At 67.9% G+C, this 15459-nt stretch carries 15 protein-coding genes; 11 read left to right on the top strand and 4 right to left on the bottom strand.

The window, feature by feature from the left end; translation table 11 throughout:
• The coding region (locus B0W80_RS32000; RefSeq protein WP_179107072.1) for a DUF6531 domain-containing protein at positions 1–3344 on the bottom strand (3344 nt) is incomplete at its 3' end.
• 447 nt (positions 3345–3791) lie between these two features.
• Between B0W80_RS32000 and B0W80_RS31995 the strand changes: the two genes are divergently transcribed.
• Positions 3792–5282: an MBL fold metallo-hydrolase gene (locus tag B0W80_RS31995; RefSeq protein WP_083745772.1), complete on the top strand. Its 1491-nt coding sequence runs from the start codon at positions 3792–3794 to the stop codon at positions 5280–5282.
• A 14-nt stretch (positions 5283–5296) separates the two neighbouring features.
• Here B0W80_RS31995 and B0W80_RS31990 read toward each other — a convergent pair whose 3' ends face one another.
• The 3 genes from B0W80_RS31990 to flgA form a co-directional block, all read right to left on the bottom strand.
• On the bottom strand, positions 5297–5755 hold the full coding sequence (locus B0W80_RS31990) for a flagella synthesis protein FlgN (RefSeq protein ID WP_256856745.1): 459 nt from the start codon (positions 5753–5755) through the stop codon (positions 5297–5299).
• Between the two features lie 5 nt (positions 5756–5760).
• Entirely contained in the window at positions 5761–6054 is a 294-nt protein-coding gene (gene flgM / locus B0W80_RS31985; RefSeq protein ID WP_083745771.1) for a flagellar biosynthesis anti-sigma factor FlgM, read from the bottom strand.
• A 72-nt stretch (positions 6055–6126) separates the two neighbouring features.
• Positions 6127–6840 carry a flagellar basal body P-ring formation chaperone FlgA gene (gene flgA, locus B0W80_RS31980; protein WP_077003185.1) on the bottom strand — a complete coding sequence of 238 codons (714 nt, stop codon included), beginning with the start codon at positions 6838–6840 and terminating at the stop codon, positions 6127–6129.
• A gap of 165 nt (positions 6841–7005) precedes the next feature.
• Here flgA and flgB point away from each other — a divergent pair, with 165 nt between their 5' ends.
• The 10 genes from flgB to B0W80_RS31930 form a co-directional block, all read left to right on the top strand.
• Entirely contained in the window at positions 7006–7413 is a 408-nt protein-coding gene (gene flgB, locus B0W80_RS31975) for a flagellar basal body rod protein FlgB (RefSeq protein WP_077003182.1), read from the top strand.
• 28 nt (positions 7414–7441) lie between these two features.
• On the top strand, positions 7442–7837 hold the full coding sequence (flgC, locus tag B0W80_RS31970) for a flagellar basal body rod protein FlgC (RefSeq protein WP_077003181.1): 396 nt from the start codon (positions 7442–7444) through the stop codon (positions 7835–7837).
• A gap of 33 nt (positions 7838–7870) precedes the next feature.
• Positions 7871–8557, top strand: coding sequence for a flagellar hook assembly protein FlgD (locus B0W80_RS31965; protein ID WP_077003180.1), 687 nt, complete (start codon positions 7871–7873; stop codon positions 8555–8557).
• Positions 8558–8636: 79 nt separating this feature from the next.
• Positions 8637–9848 (top strand): flagellar hook protein FlgE, encoded by a 1212-nt coding sequence (flgE, locus tag B0W80_RS31960; protein WP_077003179.1) that lies wholly within the window; start codon positions 8637–8639, stop codon positions 9846–9848.
• A gap of 43 nt (positions 9849–9891) precedes the next feature.
• Positions 9892–10635: a flagellar basal body rod protein FlgF gene (locus B0W80_RS31955; RefSeq protein ID WP_077003178.1), complete on the top strand. Its 744-nt coding sequence runs from the start codon at positions 9892–9894 to the stop codon at positions 10633–10635.
• 34 nt (positions 10636–10669) lie between these two features.
• Positions 10670–11455, top strand: coding sequence for a flagellar basal-body rod protein FlgG (gene flgG, locus B0W80_RS31950; RefSeq protein WP_077003177.1), 786 nt, complete (start codon positions 10670–10672; stop codon positions 11453–11455).
• Entirely contained in the window at positions 11452–12141 is a 690-nt protein-coding gene (locus tag B0W80_RS31945) for a flagellar basal body L-ring protein FlgH (protein ID WP_077003176.1), read from the top strand. The genes flgG and B0W80_RS31945 overlap by 4 nt, the downstream gene beginning before the upstream one ends.
• Before the next feature lie 163 nt (positions 12142–12304).
• Positions 12305–13387 carry a flagellar basal body P-ring protein FlgI gene (locus B0W80_RS31940; protein WP_306171886.1) on the top strand — a complete coding sequence of 361 codons (1083 nt, stop codon included), beginning with the start codon at positions 12305–12307 and terminating at the stop codon, positions 13385–13387.
• Positions 13388–13412: 25 nt separating this feature from the next.
• The gene (gene flgJ / locus B0W80_RS31935) at positions 13413–14390 is read left to right on the top strand and encodes a flagellar assembly peptidoglycan hydrolase FlgJ (protein WP_077003184.1); all 978 of its coding nucleotides are present in this window, start codon (positions 13413–13415) and stop codon (positions 14388–14390) included.
• Positions 14391–14402: 12 nt separating this feature from the next.
• Positions 14403–15459 (top strand): MCP four helix bundle domain-containing protein (locus B0W80_RS31930; protein ID WP_143684869.1); only part of this gene is annotated, 1057 nt, incomplete at its 3' end.

Below are 15459 nucleotides of genomic sequence, written 5' to 3'. Positions count from 1 at the left end.
TGCGCGTAGCGGGTGGTCGGGCTGGTGTCTGTCGCGCCGGTCGTGACGGCGCTCAGGCGGCCCTCGGCGTCGTAGGCGTACGTGCGCAGGCCATCGCTGGTCATGTCGCCGTTGGCGTTGTAGCCGTAGGTGACGTTGGTGGTCGTTCCGCCCGTGGTCTGGCTGAAGCCCTCGATCCGGTTGCTGCTGCCGGCCAGGGCGTAGCCCCGGCTGGTCGTCTGGCCGTTCGAGGTCTTGGTGCTCGCCGTGCGATTGCCGTTGGCGTCGTAACTGAAGGCGGTCTGATTGCCCGGGCTGCTGAAGCTCACGATGCGGCCCACCGCGTCGTAGCCCACGAACGAGGTCATGCTCAGCTGGGTCGTGCTGGCATGCGTGGGGTTGCTGCTGGACGGCATCAACAGCTTTTGCGTCAGGCTCGTGATGCGCCCTGCCGCGTCGTAGCTGTAGCTGGCGAACTCGGTGGCGTTGAGCCGTCCCGCCGCGTCGTAGCTGCGGTTGGCAGCCAAGCTGCTGGCGAAGGTCCAGGACCAGCTCTTGGGCATTCCCAAGGGAGTCCATGTGATCGCGGCGACGAGCGGCGTGCCGTTCCTGTTGACCTGCACGAGGCGCCCGGTGGTGTCGTACTGGTAGGTCAGCATCGACCCGTCGGGGTAGCTGGTCCCGGCGATCAGGCCGTTGGCGCCATAGACGTAGCCGACCTGATGCGTCTGGCCGTTCTTGAGCGTCTGCCGCTTGGTGATGACGCGCCCGAATCCGTCACGCACGTACTCGGTCTTGCCGCTGCGGTCCACGATCTCCGACAGGTAGCCCCGGCTCTCGGGCGTGAGGTCGTAGCGCAAGGTGGTGGTCTTGCCGTCGGCGAAGGTGATGAGGGTGGGGCGCCCGAGCAGGTCGCGCTCGAGCTGCGTGGACTGGCCCAGCACATCAGTGATCTGGCTGGGCAGGCCCAACGCGTCGTAGCGGGTGGTCTTCTGCCCGATGTCGGCGCTGGTCTCGGCTGTGGCGTTGCCCTGGGCATCGCGGGCGTAGATGGTGGACACGCCTTTGAAGTCCTTCGCCTGGATCACGCTGTCCAGCGCGTCGTAGCTCAGCGTGGCCGTCGCATTGGCAGCGTCGGTGATGGCGCTCACGCGGCGCAGCGGGTCCAGGCCGTAGCGGGTGCTCTGGTTCAGGCCGTTGGTTTCAGCTGTCAGTTCGCCGTTCGCGTCGTAGCCGAAGCTGCTGGGCTGCACGAAGCCGTCGGTGCGGGACGAAACGCGGTTGAGGTTGTTGATGGTTCGCGCGGCATTCCAGGCGATGGCGCCCGTGCTGTCCTTGACCTGCTCGTTCGTGCGGTTGCCCATGGCATCGAGCGTGAAGGTGCCCGACTCGCCGCGGTTGTTGCGCCAGCCTGTCAGGCGATGGGCCGTGTCGTAGGTGTAGGTGAACGACAGGCCGCTGGGCAACGCCAGCGTTTCGACGAGGCCGGTGGCCGTGTAGGTCACGCGAGTTGTGAGCTTGCCGCCGACGGTCTGAGTGAGCAAGCGGCCGCGCCAATCGTAAGTGAAGCTGGCGCGCTGCCCGTTCGGCTCGATCCGGTCACTGACGTGGCCGTAGGTGTCGTAGCGATACTCGGTGACATGCCCCAGTGCATCGATGATCCGTGACACCCTGCCCAGGCCGTCGTGCTCGAAGCGGCTCACGCCGCCATCGGGTGCAGTTTGCGTGGCGACCAGGCCTTGGGCATCCCAGGTCCACTGCCAAGTGCGCGTGCTCCCGCCGGAAGACGAGGTGTCGGTGACGGTGCGCGACAGACGTTGGCCCTTGTCGTCGTAGACGTACGCGGTCGTGCGGCCGGCTTCGGTCACCAGGACGGGCAGCGCAAAGGTGGGATGCCACTGCGTGCTGACGGTGCGGGCCTGCGGGGTGCCGGTGGCATGGGTCACGGCAGTGGGAAGACGCCGCGCCGTGTCCCAGGTGGTGGTGGTCACTATGCCGTTGAAGTCGGTCTCGCTGGTGCTGAGGCCGGATGCATCCTGCACGCGTGAAGCCGCGTCGGCTTCGCTGCCGGCGGAGGGCAGCGAGGCACCGGTCACCGACAGTTGGCCTTGTGCGGTTGCGTAGCTGAAGCTGCGGCGGGTTCCCAGCGGATCGACGACTTCGGCTTGGCCGTCGGTGACGTAGCTCACCTGATGGCGATCGGCGCCCAAGGCGCGCTCGGTGACGATGGCCCGGCCCTGCGGGTCGTAGGTGAAGCTGGAGACTCGCGCTCCAGACTCGTCCAGGATACCGGTCAAGGCATGGGGGAAGGCGGCGTTCTCGTAGAGATAGCTGCGTCGCTGCCCGTCCTGGTACTGGACGCTGGCGAGGCGGCCGGCCGTGTCGTAACTGAAGCTGACCGAGCCGATGCCGGGTTCGCGGCGCACGGCGGTCAGACGACCCTGCCGGTCGTAGTCCAGCAGCAGGTTGGCTCCGAAGGGGTTCTGGATGGAGGCCAGCCCCCAATAGGAATGCCGGTAGGTGGTCCGCCACCCGTTGCGCTGCGTCACCGATTGCAGTCGACCGTTGTCGTCGAACTGCATGAGCGTGTCGTCCTGGGCGCGGCGATAGGTCCAAATCCTTCCGTTCTTGGTCAAGGTGTCGTTGCTGTTGAGCGTCTCCCAACCGCCGTTGCCCACGCGCGTGAACCTGCGCTTCGGGCCCTCGGCGCTCGCGAAGGTGACGGTGTCGCCGCTCCATTGGAGGCTGGCCTCGTGGTTGTGCGACCAAGCCTTGCCCAACGCGCCGAGGCCGCGAGCAGCATCGTTGCCTCGGCTGCTTCGGTAGGTGCGCACGAAGCGCAGCGGTGCAGGGCCTTCATCCTCGATGTCGACTTCGGACTCGTACTTCTCTTGAGTCGCCGGCAGGATGGGGTTGCCGGCGGAGATGCCGCTGGCACGGCAAGAAGGAGGCTCGGGCGATTCGACGCTGCCGGCGGTCTCGAGCTTGACCGCGCATACCCCGACCTCGCTCGCGCCTGTGGCGTTGCCGTCGGCGTCGAGGTCGCGGAAGGTATAGACGCGGTCTTCGACGCGGCATTGACCGTCGGCGAGTTGCACCGACCTTGTGTGCTGGTCGTAGTAGGTGACCTCGAAGCGCGCAGCTCCTTTTGAGACGTGAAATGGCCCGACGCGCTTGACGAACTTCTTCCATGACGTGCCGCAGCGACCCTCGCTGCTCCTGTTGAACGAATCCATCGTCTGAGCGAAGTCGCTTCTGTCGAAGTCGGCGCGATATACGTAGCTCGCGGCGAGGTCTGGGTCGAAGTCAAGGAAGTCGATGGCGTACATGCATCGTGTCTCGGCCTGGGCGGCGGACCAGGTCAAGAGTGATGCCTGCAGCACGAGGCATGCGAAGCGGATGGGAGTGAGCACACCGGGCCGCTTGCGCAGGCGAGCGGGCGAAAGGCAAGCGCGCACGCTCGGTGAAACTTCGGCGCGCACCGACGCGCGCCGTGGGAGGCTGACCATGGAATTCCCTGGGGTGTTGATTGATCTTCTCGCTGGGTGCGATGCACTCAGCGGCGCAATCCGACGAACTTCAGTTCATCGGTGGGCGCGGATCATAGGAACGAACGCCTGCTGCACACCAGTCTGGAAAAAAGTTCGCAGGCTGTCATTTCCCAACACAGATGTAGCGCTTAAGGTGACGCCGGAAGAGCAACACTCGCAGGAGGCGCGCCCGGGAAGCCCCCGTTGCGCTGCGCCCGAGCTCGCTCGCAGAATCGCGCCCAAGCCGCGCCCGCGGCCCTCACCCCTCAGGAGGCGCAGACCATGCCCCGACCGCACTTCATTGCCCGCGCGCTGCTCGCACCGGGTCTCGTCATCGCTGCGGCCTGCCTGCTGGCCAGCTGCGCGTCGAAACCGGGCGATGCCAACGAGGTGCTGACCCGCGCCTCCACCTCGATGGGCGTCGCCCAGGTCAAAAGCCTGCGCTACGTCGCTTCGGGCACCGGCTACACCTTCGGCCAGGCCTTCAAGCCCGGCGGTGCCTGGCCGCGGATCACGCTGCATTCGGTGACGAGGACGATCGACTACGAAGGCGCCGCGATGCGCGACGAGATCGTGCTTAGCCGCGCCGAGCCGCAGGGCGGCGGTGGCTATCCGCTCGCGGGGCAGCAGCGCAACGACCAGTTCGTCAGCGGCGAGTTCGCCTGGAACGTGGCCGGCGGCAACGTCGCGCCGGGGCCGCGCTTCGTGGCCGACCGGGTGCATCAGCTGTGGATCACGCCGCATGGCGTGCTGAAGGCGGCAGCGCGCAGCAGCGGCAACCTGCAGGCCAGCCGCGCGTCGGACGGCGGCTCGACGCTGAGCTTCGCCGAAGCCGGCCGCTACAGCGCGACGGTGCGCATCGGTGCCGACGGGACGGTGACGCAGGTCGACTCGGTGTTCGCCGACCCGGTGCTCGGCGACACACGCACGATCACCACCTATGCCGACTATCGCGAGACGGGTGGCATCCGCTTTCCGATGCGCATCCAGCAGACGATGGCCGGCTTCCCGGTGCTCGACCTGACGGTGCAGGAGGTGCAGGTCAACGCCGCGACGACCGCGCTGCAACTGCCCGAGGCCGCGCGCAACACCGCCGAGCGTGTTACCGCCGAGAAGGTGGCCGACGGCGTGTGGTTCCTCGGCGGCGGCTCGCACAACAGCGTGGCGATCGAGCAGCGCGATCACCTGGTGCTGGTCGAGACGCCGCTCAACGACGCGCGCACCGAGGCCGTGATCGCGCAGGCCAAGTCGCTGGCACCGGGCAAGCCGATCCGCTTCGCGATCAACAGCCACGCGCATTTCGATCATGCGGGCGGCGTTCGTGCGGCCGTGGCCGAGGGCGCGACCATCGTCACGCAGGCGGCCAACGCGCCGTATTTCGAGAGTGCCTTCGGTCAGGCGAGCCGCGTGCGGCCCGATCGCATGCAACGCGACGGCAAGCGCATCGGCACCGTGGTGGTGGGCGAGAAGCTGATCATGGGCGATGCCTCGCGGCCGATCGAACTGCACCGCATCAAGGACAGCGTGCACAGCGACAGCTTCCTCATGGTGTACCTGCCCAACGAAAAGCTGCTGATCGAGGCCGATGCCTACACACCCGGCGCGCCCAACACGCCGCCGCCGGCCGTGCCGAACGCGAACAACGTGAACCTGATCGCCAACATCGAGCGTTTGGACTTGAAGGTGGAGCGCATCCTGCCGCTGCACGGCCGCGTGGTGCCGGTGGCGGAGCTGTATGCCGCGGTGGGGCGGCCGGCGCCGGCCGCGCGCTGAAGGAAAACAGGGAACTAGCCGCGGGCCAACCGCGTACCGACGCCGCCCACCGCCTTGCGAACCCCATCCGGCCCGTAGAAGGGCAGGGCGGTCGCCTGCAGGTAGTGCAGCGCGTCGCGGGTGAAGTCGAGCTGGCCGTGCAGCATGGTGCCGTTGCGGCGGTTGTCCGACTTGGCACGCTCGGCCAGGGCCAGCAGTTCGGCCCAGGTCTGCCGGGCGGTGTCGCCGGCGGCACCGGCCGCGGCATCGGCGCCGGCGCGGCCGGGCTCGAAGCCCATCGCCACCTGGGCCGCCTCGCGGGCGCGGTCGAGGGCGGCCATGCGGTCGAGCAGGCCGATCTTGCGCTCGGTCAGCGGGCCGAGGTCGACGAACAGGCCGCCTTGCATGGCCTGGGCCTCGTCGTCGAGCAAACCCAGGAACTCCTCCACGCAGGACTTCTCGGCCAGCAGGTGGGACAGCAGCACGGCGCTCATCGGCTTCAGCCCTTCTTGCCCAGCAGGTTGCGCACGCTGTCGATCAGGCCGTCGGCGATGCGCTCGGGATGCACCTCGTATTTGCCGGCCAGGATGGCTTCGCGGATCTCGGCCACGCGGGCGGCGTCGAAATCGGTGTTCGGGCCGCCGGGCATCGAATGCACCTGGGCCGACGAGGACAGCTGCACCGTGTCCCGCGCCTGCTCTGCCGCTTCGGGGCGAGCCGCCGGTTGCGCCTTGGCGCCCTTGCCCGTGCGGGGAAGGGGGGTGCCCGAGGGGTTGATTTGATCGATTGCCAAGATGATTCCTCAATGGTTGACTGCTTTATCGGCAGGCTGGACCAGAACTTTAGGGTGCGGCGCTTTCCATGGCTATTGCGCCATCCTCACCTGGCCCTCTTCGTCCGCCACGCCGCTGAGCAGCCGGCCGTCGCGGGTCTTGGCTTGCACCAGGCCGCCGATTTCGGCGCGGGTCAGGGCGCGCGCCTCGGTGCTCACGGTGAAGCCGGGTCCGCCGGCGACCACCTGCACGGTCTGGCCCTGCTGTATCACCACGGTTCCGCGAAGTTGTTCACGCTTGAGCGGCGCGCCGGCCGCCACGCGGTTGACAGCCACCATGCCCTTGAGCTCGGCGGGATCGGCCACGATGGATTTGGGCAAGGCGGTGAGGTCGCCGGTGCGCGCGGCCACGTCGCCAGCGCCGATGGCCTGGCCGGCCTCGATGGCGCGCGCGGCCACCAGGTAGCGGCCTTCCACGGCCACGTGGGCCTGGATATAGCGCGTCCACGGCCGCTCGCCGTTGCAGCGCAGGCCCACGGAGACCCGGCCCCAGGCCGCGGCGCCGTTCGGCAAGAAGGCTTCGGGCGCCTCGCAGGGCGGCAGGGCCGCCGATGGCATGTTGACCTTGATGCGGGCCTGGCCGGGCAGTCCGGCCGTCTGCACCTGAAGGAACTGCACGATGGCTTCCTGCGCATCGGCGGCCAGCGCCGGGCAGGCTGCCGCGCCCAGGCCCACGGCCAGAAGGAGCGCACGCAGGGGCGCGTGCAGGGGCGGGAGCGTGCGGCGGAGCAAGGAGGTCGTTTCCATCATCGGTGGCCCAGATTCTAGGAAGGGTGCCCGCCGAGCCAAGGTGCGAAGTGCATGCCAAAACCCCCTTTGTTCAGCCCATTGCGAAGCGGGCTCGTGCATAGACTCGCTTTCCATCTGTCGCCACGCCTTCCCGGCCGGCGACGTCAAAAGGATGGAAAGCACATGATCGACAAGCTGGATGCGGCGCTTCGTTTCAACCGCGAAGCCCTGAACCTGCGGGCCCAGCGCCAGGAAGTCCTGGCCGCCAACATCGCCCACGCCGACACACCCAACTACAAGGCACGCGACTTCGACTTCAGCGCCCGGCTCGCCCAGGCGGTGGAGCACGGCCGCGGCGGCCAGACGGTGACCATGGCCACCACCTCGTCGCGCCACCTGCAGGCCGAGGCCCGCAGCACGCCCGACGCCGACCTGCTCTACCGCACGCCCTCGCAGTCCAGCATCGACGGCAACACGGTCGACATGGACACCGAGCGCATCGCCTTCGCCGACAACGCGCTGCGCTACGAGGCCAACCTGACCATCATGGGCTCGAAGATCAAGTCGCTCATGTCGGCGGTGCAGCAGTAGCAGGAGCGCCGCCATGCCCAGTGGATCCATGAACATCTTCAACGTCGCGGGCTCCGCGATGGCCGCGCAGTCGCAGCGCATGAACGTGACCGCGAGCAACCTGGCCAACGCCGAGAGCGTGGCCGGCCCCGACGGCCAACCCTACCGCGCCAAGCAGGTGATCTTTCAGGTGGCGGGTTCGGGCCAGCAGGACATCGGCGGCGTGCAGGTCTCCGGCGTGGTCGAGGACGGTACGCCGCCGCGCCTCGTGTACGACCCGCGAAATCCGCACGCCAACGCGCAGGGCTACGTGGCCATGCCCAACGTCAACGTGGTCGAGGAGATGACCAACATGATCTCCGCGTCGCGCAGCTACCAGGCCAACGTGGAAGTGCTGAGCACCGCCAAGACGCTGATGCTCAAGACGCTCACCCTCGGCCAGTAACCCCTTCCCCCCAACAAACGCAAGGCACCCGACATGGCCGTCAACGACGCTCTCTCTTCCCTCGCCAGTGCCGCATCGAGCCAGGCCGGCACCAGCGGCTCGGTCAGCGGCTCCGACAACGAGCAGCGCTTCCTGAAGCTGCTCGTCACGCAGCTCAACAACCAGGACCCGCTCAACCCCATGCAGAACGCCGAGCTGACCTCGCAGCTCGCGCAGATGAGCACGGTCACCGGCATCGAGAAGCTCAACGCCACGCTGTCGGGCCTGGTCAACCAGACCGGCTCGAACCAGGTGCTGCAAGCGGCCTCGCTGATCGGCTACAACGTGCTGACGCCCGGCAACCAGATCGCCACCGTCGCGCCCAAGGACGGCGAGGAACCGACGCCCGTGCCCTTCGCGGTACAGCTGCCGGGCACGGCCGGCGACGTGCAGGTCAAGATCGTCGACGCCTCGGGCCGCACCGTGCGCACGCTCGACGTCGGCTCGCTGCCCGAGGGCGTCAACGCCGTCACCTGGGACGGCAAGGCCGACGACGGCTCGGCGGCGCCCGCGGGCAACTACAGCTTCAGCGTGGTCGCGACCAACGACGGCACCAAGGTCGAGGCCACCGCGCTCACCTTCGCACAGGTGGCCGCCGTCAAGCAGGGCGCCAACGGCGTCGTGCTCGAGCTGGCCAACGGCCGCAGCGTCAGCCTCGACGACGTGCGCATGTACCTCTGAACCCTTTTCTTCCAGTTCCCCTGGCCGCTGCGTCGCCGCTGCAGGCCGCTTCATCCACGCATAGCAACAAGGATCGATCATGAGTTTTTCCCAGGGCATCAGCGGCCTCAACGTGGCTGCCGCCAACCTCGACGTCATCGGCAACAACATCGCCAACTCGGGCACGGTGGGCTACAAGTCGGCCGCCGCCACCTTCCAGGACATCTATGCCGGCTCGCGCGTCGGCCTGGGCGCCTCGGTTTCGGGCGTGACGCAGAACTTCACGCAGGGCGTGCCGCAGTCCAGCGGCCGCCCGCTCGACGTGGCGATCGTCAACGGCTCGGGCTTCTACCGCCTGGCCAGCCCGAGCGGTGAAGTGCTGTACTCGCGCAACGGCCAGTTCACGCCCGACAAGGACGGCTACATCGTCAATGCCCAGGGCCTGCGCCTCACGGGCTACGGCGTGACGGCCAACGGCGGCCTTTCGGGCGGCACGCCCACCGCGCTGCAGATCCAGACCGCGTCGATGAACCCGAACGCGACCACCAGCGTGGAGACCGAGTTCAACCTCGACGCGCGCCAGGCCGTGCCGACCAAGACGCCTTTCGACGCCACCGACTCGGGCACCTTCAACTACTCGAACTCGATCGGGCCGGTGTACGACTCGCTCGGCAACCCGCACGAACTGACGGCCTACTTCGTGAAGACCGGCGCCAACGCCTGGGACGTGTACACCCAGGCCGACGGCACGGCCATCGGCGCCGGTGCCACCACCAGCCTGACCTTCGACAACAACGGCAACCTCACGGCCCCGGCCGGCGGCACCTTCAACATCGCGGGCCTGAACTTCGCCAATGGCTCGGCCGCGATGAACATGGCGGTCGACCTGTCGGGCACCACGCAGTTCGGCAACCCGAACGGCATGAGCAAGCTCAAGCAGGACGGCTACACCGCCGGCACGCTGACCTCGTTCTCCATCAACCCCGACGGCACCATCACCGGCAAGTTCTCGAACGAGCAGACCAAGCTGATGGGCCAGGTGGTGCTGTCGAGCTTCGCCAACCCCAACGGCCTGGAGCCCAAGGGCGGCAACGCCTGGGGCGAAACGCTGGCCTCCGGCCCTGCGCTCACCAGCACGCCGGGCGAGGGCACCAAGCAGGGTGCGCTGGCATCGGGCGTGGTCGAGTCGTCCAACGTCGACCTCACCTCCGAGCTGGTGAACCTGATCGTCGCGCAGCGCAGCTACCAGGCCAACGCGCAGACGGTGAAGACGCAGGACCAGGTGGTCCAGACGCTGATCAACATCCGTTGATCGACCCCCGCTCCGACACCGACCCGCACGACAGGAACACCACGTGGACCGCATGCTCTACGTCGCCATGAGCGGCGCCAAGCGCGTCATGGACGAACAGGCCGTGACCGCCACCAACATGGCGAACGTCTCGACACCCGGCTTCCGTGCGCAGATCAACGCGGCGCGCGCGGTGCCCGTGGTCGGCGACGAGCCGTCCACGCGCGCCTTCGCGGTCGCCACCACGCCGGGCGCCGACTTCAGCCACGGCCCGCTCACGCAGACGGGCCGCAACCTCGACGTGGCCGTGCACGGCGACGGCTGGCTGGTGGTGCAGACCCCCGACGGCGGCGAGGCCTACACCCGCGTCGGCAACATGCAGGTGGGCGCCGACGGCCAGCTGCTCACCATGGGCGCACGCCCGGTGGTGGGCGAGGGCGGTGCGCTGGTGGTGCCTCCCGGCTCCACCGTGCAGATCGCCGCCAACGGCAGCGTCACGGCGCGCGGCGCGGGTGACCCGCTCACGGGCGTCGCCGAAGTGGGCCGCCTCAAGCTGGTCAACCCGCCCACCGCCGACCTGGTGCGCGGCGAAGACGGCCTGTTCCGCATGCGCGACGGCCTTCAACCGGCCGAAGCCGATGCCGCCGTCACCGTCAGCAGCGGCGTGGTCGAGGGCAGCAACGTCAAGCCGGTCGACGCCATGGTGGCCATGATCGCCCAGGCACGCAGCTTCGAGATGCAGATGAAGTCGATCCAGACCGCGGACACCAACGCCCAGTCCGCCAACAAGCTGCTCGCCTACGGCTGAGAAGCAATCCATCGAATCAAAGGAATCCCCAGCCATGATGCGCTCGCTCTACATCGCCAAGACCGGCCTCGACGCCCAGCAGACCCAGCTCGACGTGGTCTCGAACAACCTGGCCAACGTCGGCACCACGGGCTTCAAGCGCAGCCGCGCGGTGTTCGAAGACCTGATGTACCAGAACCTGCGCCAGGTCGGCGGCCAGACCTCCGACCAGACGCGCCTGCCCTCGGGCCTGCAGATCGGCACCGGCGTGCACGTGGTCGCCACCGAGCGCATCCATGCGCAGGGCAACATGACCAAGACCGACAACCCGAAGGACGTGGCCATCAACGGCGCCGGCTTCTTCCAGGTGCTGATGCCCGACGGCACCACGGCCTATACGCGCGACGGTTCGTTCCAGACCGACCGCGACGGCCAGCTGGTGACCGCCAGCGGCTTCCCGGTGCAGCCGGCCATCGCCATTCCGCAGAACGCCACCGGCATGACCATCGCCCGCGACGGCATGGTGTCGGTGACGCAGGCCGGCAGCACGGCCACGGTGCAAGTGGGGCAGATCCAACTGGCCACTTTCCTCAACCCCACCGGCCTGCAGAGCCTGGGCGAGAACCTCTATGCCGAGACCGATTCGTCCGGCGCGCCCAACCAGCTCAACCCCGGCCTCGAAGGCGCCGGCATCCTGAGCCAGGGCTACGTCGAAGCGTCGAACGTCAACGTGGTCGAAGAGATGGTCAACATGATCCAGACGCAGCGTGCGTACGAGATCAACAGCAAGGCCATCACCGCATCCGACGAGATGCTTCGGAAGCTGGCCCAAATGTCATGATCCGCGCTCGCCTTCATCGTCCAGTCAACGTCGCGCTCATCGCGCTGCTCGCCACCGGCTGTGCGCAGATTCCGCGCGAGCCGCTCGTGCACCAGCCGATGACGGCGCGCGCCAATCCCTACCAGCCGCTGCCGGCGCCGCGCGCTACCGGGGCCATCTTCCGCGACGGCCCCGGTGCCAATGCGCTGTTCGAAGACCGCCGGCCGCGCAACGTGGGCGACATCCTGACCATCGTCATCAGCGAGAAGGTCAACGCCAGCAAGAACTCGGGCGCCAACGCCAGCCGCAACGGCAGCATGGCGATGGCCTTCCCGACCGTGCCCAAGCTGCTGGGCGGGCTGCTCGACGACCAGGACGCCAAGCTCTCGGGCACCAACGTGCTGAGTGCCAAGGGCGGCGCCAATGCCAACAACACCTTCAACGGCGTGATCACCGTCACCGTGGTCGACGTCATGCCCAACGGCAACCTGCTGGTGTCCGGCGAAAAGCAGATGGGCATCAACCAGGGCACCGAGTTCATCCGCTTCTCGGGCGTGGTCAACCCGCGCACCGTCTCGGGCAGCAACACCGTGCCGTCCACGCTCGTGGCCGATGCACGCATCGAGTACACGGCCAAGGGCTACATCGACGAGGCCCAGCACATGGGTTGGATGCAGCGCTTCTTCCTCAACGTGATGCCGTTTTGATGGCTCTCCTCCAGGCTTGCTCACTTCGTGTAGCCGCCAACCCCCTCACCGGGGGCGACACCAGCGGCCCGGCAAAGCCGGTTCCGCGGTGTCCCCCGAACGCGGCCTGTTCCGGAGCCGCACTGAAAGAAAGAGTTTGTCTATGAGTCTGTCGCAATATTTGATGAGTGGGATGGCGGCACTCTGTCTGCTGACGGTTCCCGCCCATGCCGAGCGCATCAAGGAACTGGCCAGCATCCAGGGCGTGCGCGACAACCCGCTGATCGGCTACGGCCTGATGGTGGGCCTCGACGGCACGGGCGACCAGACCATGCAGACGCCCTTCACCACGCAGAGCCTGAACAACATGCTTCAGCAGCTCGGCATCTCGGTGCCGGCCGGCGTCAACATGCAGCTCAAGAACGTGGCGGCGGTGATGGTCACGGCCACGCTGCCTTCGTTCGCGCGGCCAGGCCAGAACATCGACGTCACCGTGTCGTCGATGGGCAATGCCAAGAGCCTGCGCGGCGGCACGCTGCTGATGACGCCGCTCAAGGGTGTGGACGGCGCCACCTACGCCATCGCCCAAGGCAACATGGTGATCGGCGGCGCCGGCGCCTCGGCCAACGGCAGCAAGGTGCAGATCAATCAGTTGAGCTCGGGCCGTATTCCGGGCGGTGCGCTGGTGGAGCGCACGGTCGACGCGCCGGTGGGCGGCGAGGGCATGTTCTCGCTGGAGCTCAACCGTTCCGACTTCGGCACCGCGCAGCGCGTGGTCGAGGCCATCAACCGCCAGCTCGGTCCGGGCACCGCCGAGGCCGCCGATGCGCGCATGGTCCGCGTGCGCGCACCTGAGCAGCAGGAGCGCGTCGGCTTCCTGGCGCGGCTCGAGAACATCGAGGTCACGCCCACGCAGGCCGCGGCCCGCGTGGTGATCAACGCGCGCACCGGCTCGGTGGTGATGAACCAGGCCGTGCGCGTCAACGATTGCGCGGTGGCGCACGGCAACCTGTCGGTGGTCATCAACACCGAGCCGGTGATCAGCCAGCCGGGCGCCTTCTCGGGCGGCTCGACCGTGGCCACGCAGACATCGCAGATCTCGGTGACGCAGGGCGGCGGTGCGCTTCAGATGGTGCGCAGCGGCGCCTCGCTGTCGGACGTGATCAAGGGCCTCAACAGCCTGGGCGCGAATCCGCAGGACCTGGTGTCGATCCTTCAAGCGATGAAGACCGCCGGTGCCCTGCGCGCCGAGCTGGAAATCATCTGACGCGCGGGGATCGCAGCGAATGGCCATGCGCAGCACCCTGGACCGCAGCGGCGCACTCGACCAGCGCTTCGCGCTCGACGTGCAGGGCGTCGACGACTTGCGGCGCACCGCGCGCAGTTCCCCGGAAGAGGGCCTGCGCCAGGTCTCGCGCCAGTTCGAGGCCATGTTCATGAACATGGTGCTCAAGAGCATGCGCCAGGCCGTGCCCGAAAGCGGCCTGGTCAACAGCCAGAACGAGAAGCTGTACGTGTCGATGTTCGACCAGCAGCTCACGCAGAACCTCTCGGGCCGCGGCCTGGGCCTGGCCGAGGCTATGCTGGCGCAGCTGCGCCGCAGCCAGCCGTCGGCCACGCCCGACGGCGAGCAAGCGCCAGAGACGATGTCGCTGGCGCTGCCAGGCGGCATCGCGTTGAAGCCGGATGCAGGCATACCGCTGGGCTCGTCGCCCACCCCATCCTCACAGCCATCGGCGCCGGCGGTCCGCCGCAACGTCGATCTGAGCCTTTACCAGAGCAATGCCGAACGCGCGCCGGCCACCGTCGCCTCGCTGCAGGGCCAGGTCGATGCCTTCGTGGGCCGCATGGGCGCGTCCGCGCAGGCCGCCAGCGACGCCAGCGGTGTGCCCGCACCGCTGATCCTGGCGCAGGCCGCGCTCGAATCGGGCTGGGGCAAGCGCGAGATTCGCGGCGACGATGGCACGCAGAGTCACAACCTCTTCGGCATCAAGGCCGACCGCAGCTGGAAGGGCCCGACGGTCGAGACCACCACCACCGAGTACGTCGACGGCGAGCCGCAGAAGGTGCGCGCGAAGTTCCGCGCCTACGGCTCCTACGAAGAAGCCTTCACCGACTACGCGAAGTTCATCACCCGCAACCCGCGCTACGCCAACGTGCTGGCCACCGACGACCCGGCCGAGGCCGCGCACGGCCTGCAGAAGGCGGGCTACGCGACCGATCCGCAGTACGGGCACAAGCTCGTTCGGATCATGCAGAAATTCTCTTGAGGACAACCGGAAATGAAAAATTGGCGTATCGGCACCCGCCTGGGCATCGGCTTCGCGCTCGTGCTCGCCCTGCTGGCCATCGTGGCCGCCATCGGCGTGTTTCGCCTGCAGAACGTGGGCGAGGCCACGCAGGACATGGTGGAGCGCTCGCTCGTCAAGGAGCGCCTGGCCGCGAACTGGCTGCTCAACACCAGCAACAACAGCGTGCGCACTTTCGCATTGGTGAAGAGCAACGATGCCGAGGTGCAGGACTACCTGCAGAAGAACATCACCAAGACCAGCGCGCTGATCTCCGACACGCAGAAGAAGCTCGAGGCGATGCTCGACACGCCCGAGGAGCAGGCGATCAGCGCCGACATCAAGCAGCGGCGCACCGACTACGTGAACCTGCGCAACACCATCCTCAAGCTGAAGGCCGAGGGCAAGCTCGACGAGGCACGGCAGCTCACCGACCAGAAGCTGATCCCGATGCTGGAGGCCTACGACGGCAGCATCCGCGGCATGCTGGCCCACCAGGGCGAGCGCATCGACCGCGCGGCCGAGTCGGTCGACGCGCTGTACCGCTCGGGCCGCGTCAACGTCATCGCGCTCGCGGCGCTCGCATTGGCGCTCGGCGCGGTGCTGGCCTGGATGCTGACGCGCAGCATCACCCGGCCGCTCAACGAGGCGGTGCAGGTGGCCCAGACCGTGGCCGCCGGCGACCTGCGCAGCGAGGTGGTGGTGCATGCCCGCGACGAGACCGGCCTGCTCATGGAAGCGCTGCAGGGCATGAACGCCAGCCTGGCGCGGGTGGTGGGCGAGGTGCGCCACGGGACCGACACCATCGCCGCGGCATCGACCGAGATCGCCTCGGGCAACCACGACCTGTCGTCGCGCACCGAGGAGCAGGCCAGTTCGCTGCAGCAGACCGCGGCGTCGATGGAAGAGCTCACCAGCACGGTCAAGCAGAACGCCGAGAACGCGCGGCAGGCGAGCCAGCTGGCACTGTCGGCGTCCGAAGTGGCGGTGAAGGGAGGCAAGGTGGTCGACGAGGTGGTGGACACCATGGGCTCGATCCACGCGGCCTCGC

The sequence above is a fragment of the Variovorax sp. KK3 genome (assembly GCF_001984055.1).
Classification (GTDB): Bacteria; Pseudomonadota; Gammaproteobacteria; order Burkholderiales; family Burkholderiaceae_C; genus Variovorax.
The sequence above is the reverse complement of the archived record's forward strand: the minus strand, read 5'-3'. Positions and strand labels throughout refer to the sequence as shown.

Bases quoted from the DNA above. Each gene is read 5' to 3' on its own strand.
- B0W80_RS31995 (WP_083745772.1), top strand. From the start codon at position 3,792: ATGCCCCGACCGCACTTCATTGCCCGCGCGCTGCTCGCACCGGGTCTC.
- B0W80_RS31990 (WP_256856745.1), bottom strand. From the start codon at position 5,755: ATGAGCGCCGTGCTGCTGTCCCACCTGCTGGCCGAGAAGTCCTGCGTG.
- flgA (WP_077003185.1), bottom strand. From the start codon at position 6,840: ATGGAAACGACCTCCTTGCTCCGCCGCACGCTCCCGCCCCTGCACGCG.
- flgB (WP_077003182.1), top strand. From the start codon at position 7,006: ATGATCGACAAGCTGGATGCGGCGCTTCGTTTCAACCGCGAAGCCCTG.
- flgC (WP_077003181.1), top strand. From the start codon at position 7,442: ATGAACATCTTCAACGTCGCGGGCTCCGCGATGGCCGCGCAGTCGCAG.
- B0W80_RS31965 (WP_077003180.1), top strand. From the start codon at position 7,871: ATGGCCGTCAACGACGCTCTCTCTTCCCTCGCCAGTGCCGCATCGAGC.
- flgE (WP_077003179.1), top strand. From the start codon at position 8,637: ATGAGTTTTTCCCAGGGCATCAGCGGCCTCAACGTGGCTGCCGCCAAC.
- flgG (WP_077003177.1), top strand. From the start codon at position 10,670: ATGATGCGCTCGCTCTACATCGCCAAGACCGGCCTCGACGCCCAGCAG.
- B0W80_RS31945 (WP_077003176.1), top strand. From the start codon at position 11,452: ATGATCCGCGCTCGCCTTCATCGTCCAGTCAACGTCGCGCTCATCGCG.
- B0W80_RS31940 (WP_306171886.1), top strand. From the start codon at position 12,305: ATGAGTGGGATGGCGGCACTCTGTCTGCTGACGGTTCCCGCCCATGCC.
- flgJ (WP_077003184.1), top strand. From the start codon at position 13,413: ATGCGCAGCACCCTGGACCGCAGCGGCGCACTCGACCAGCGCTTCGCG.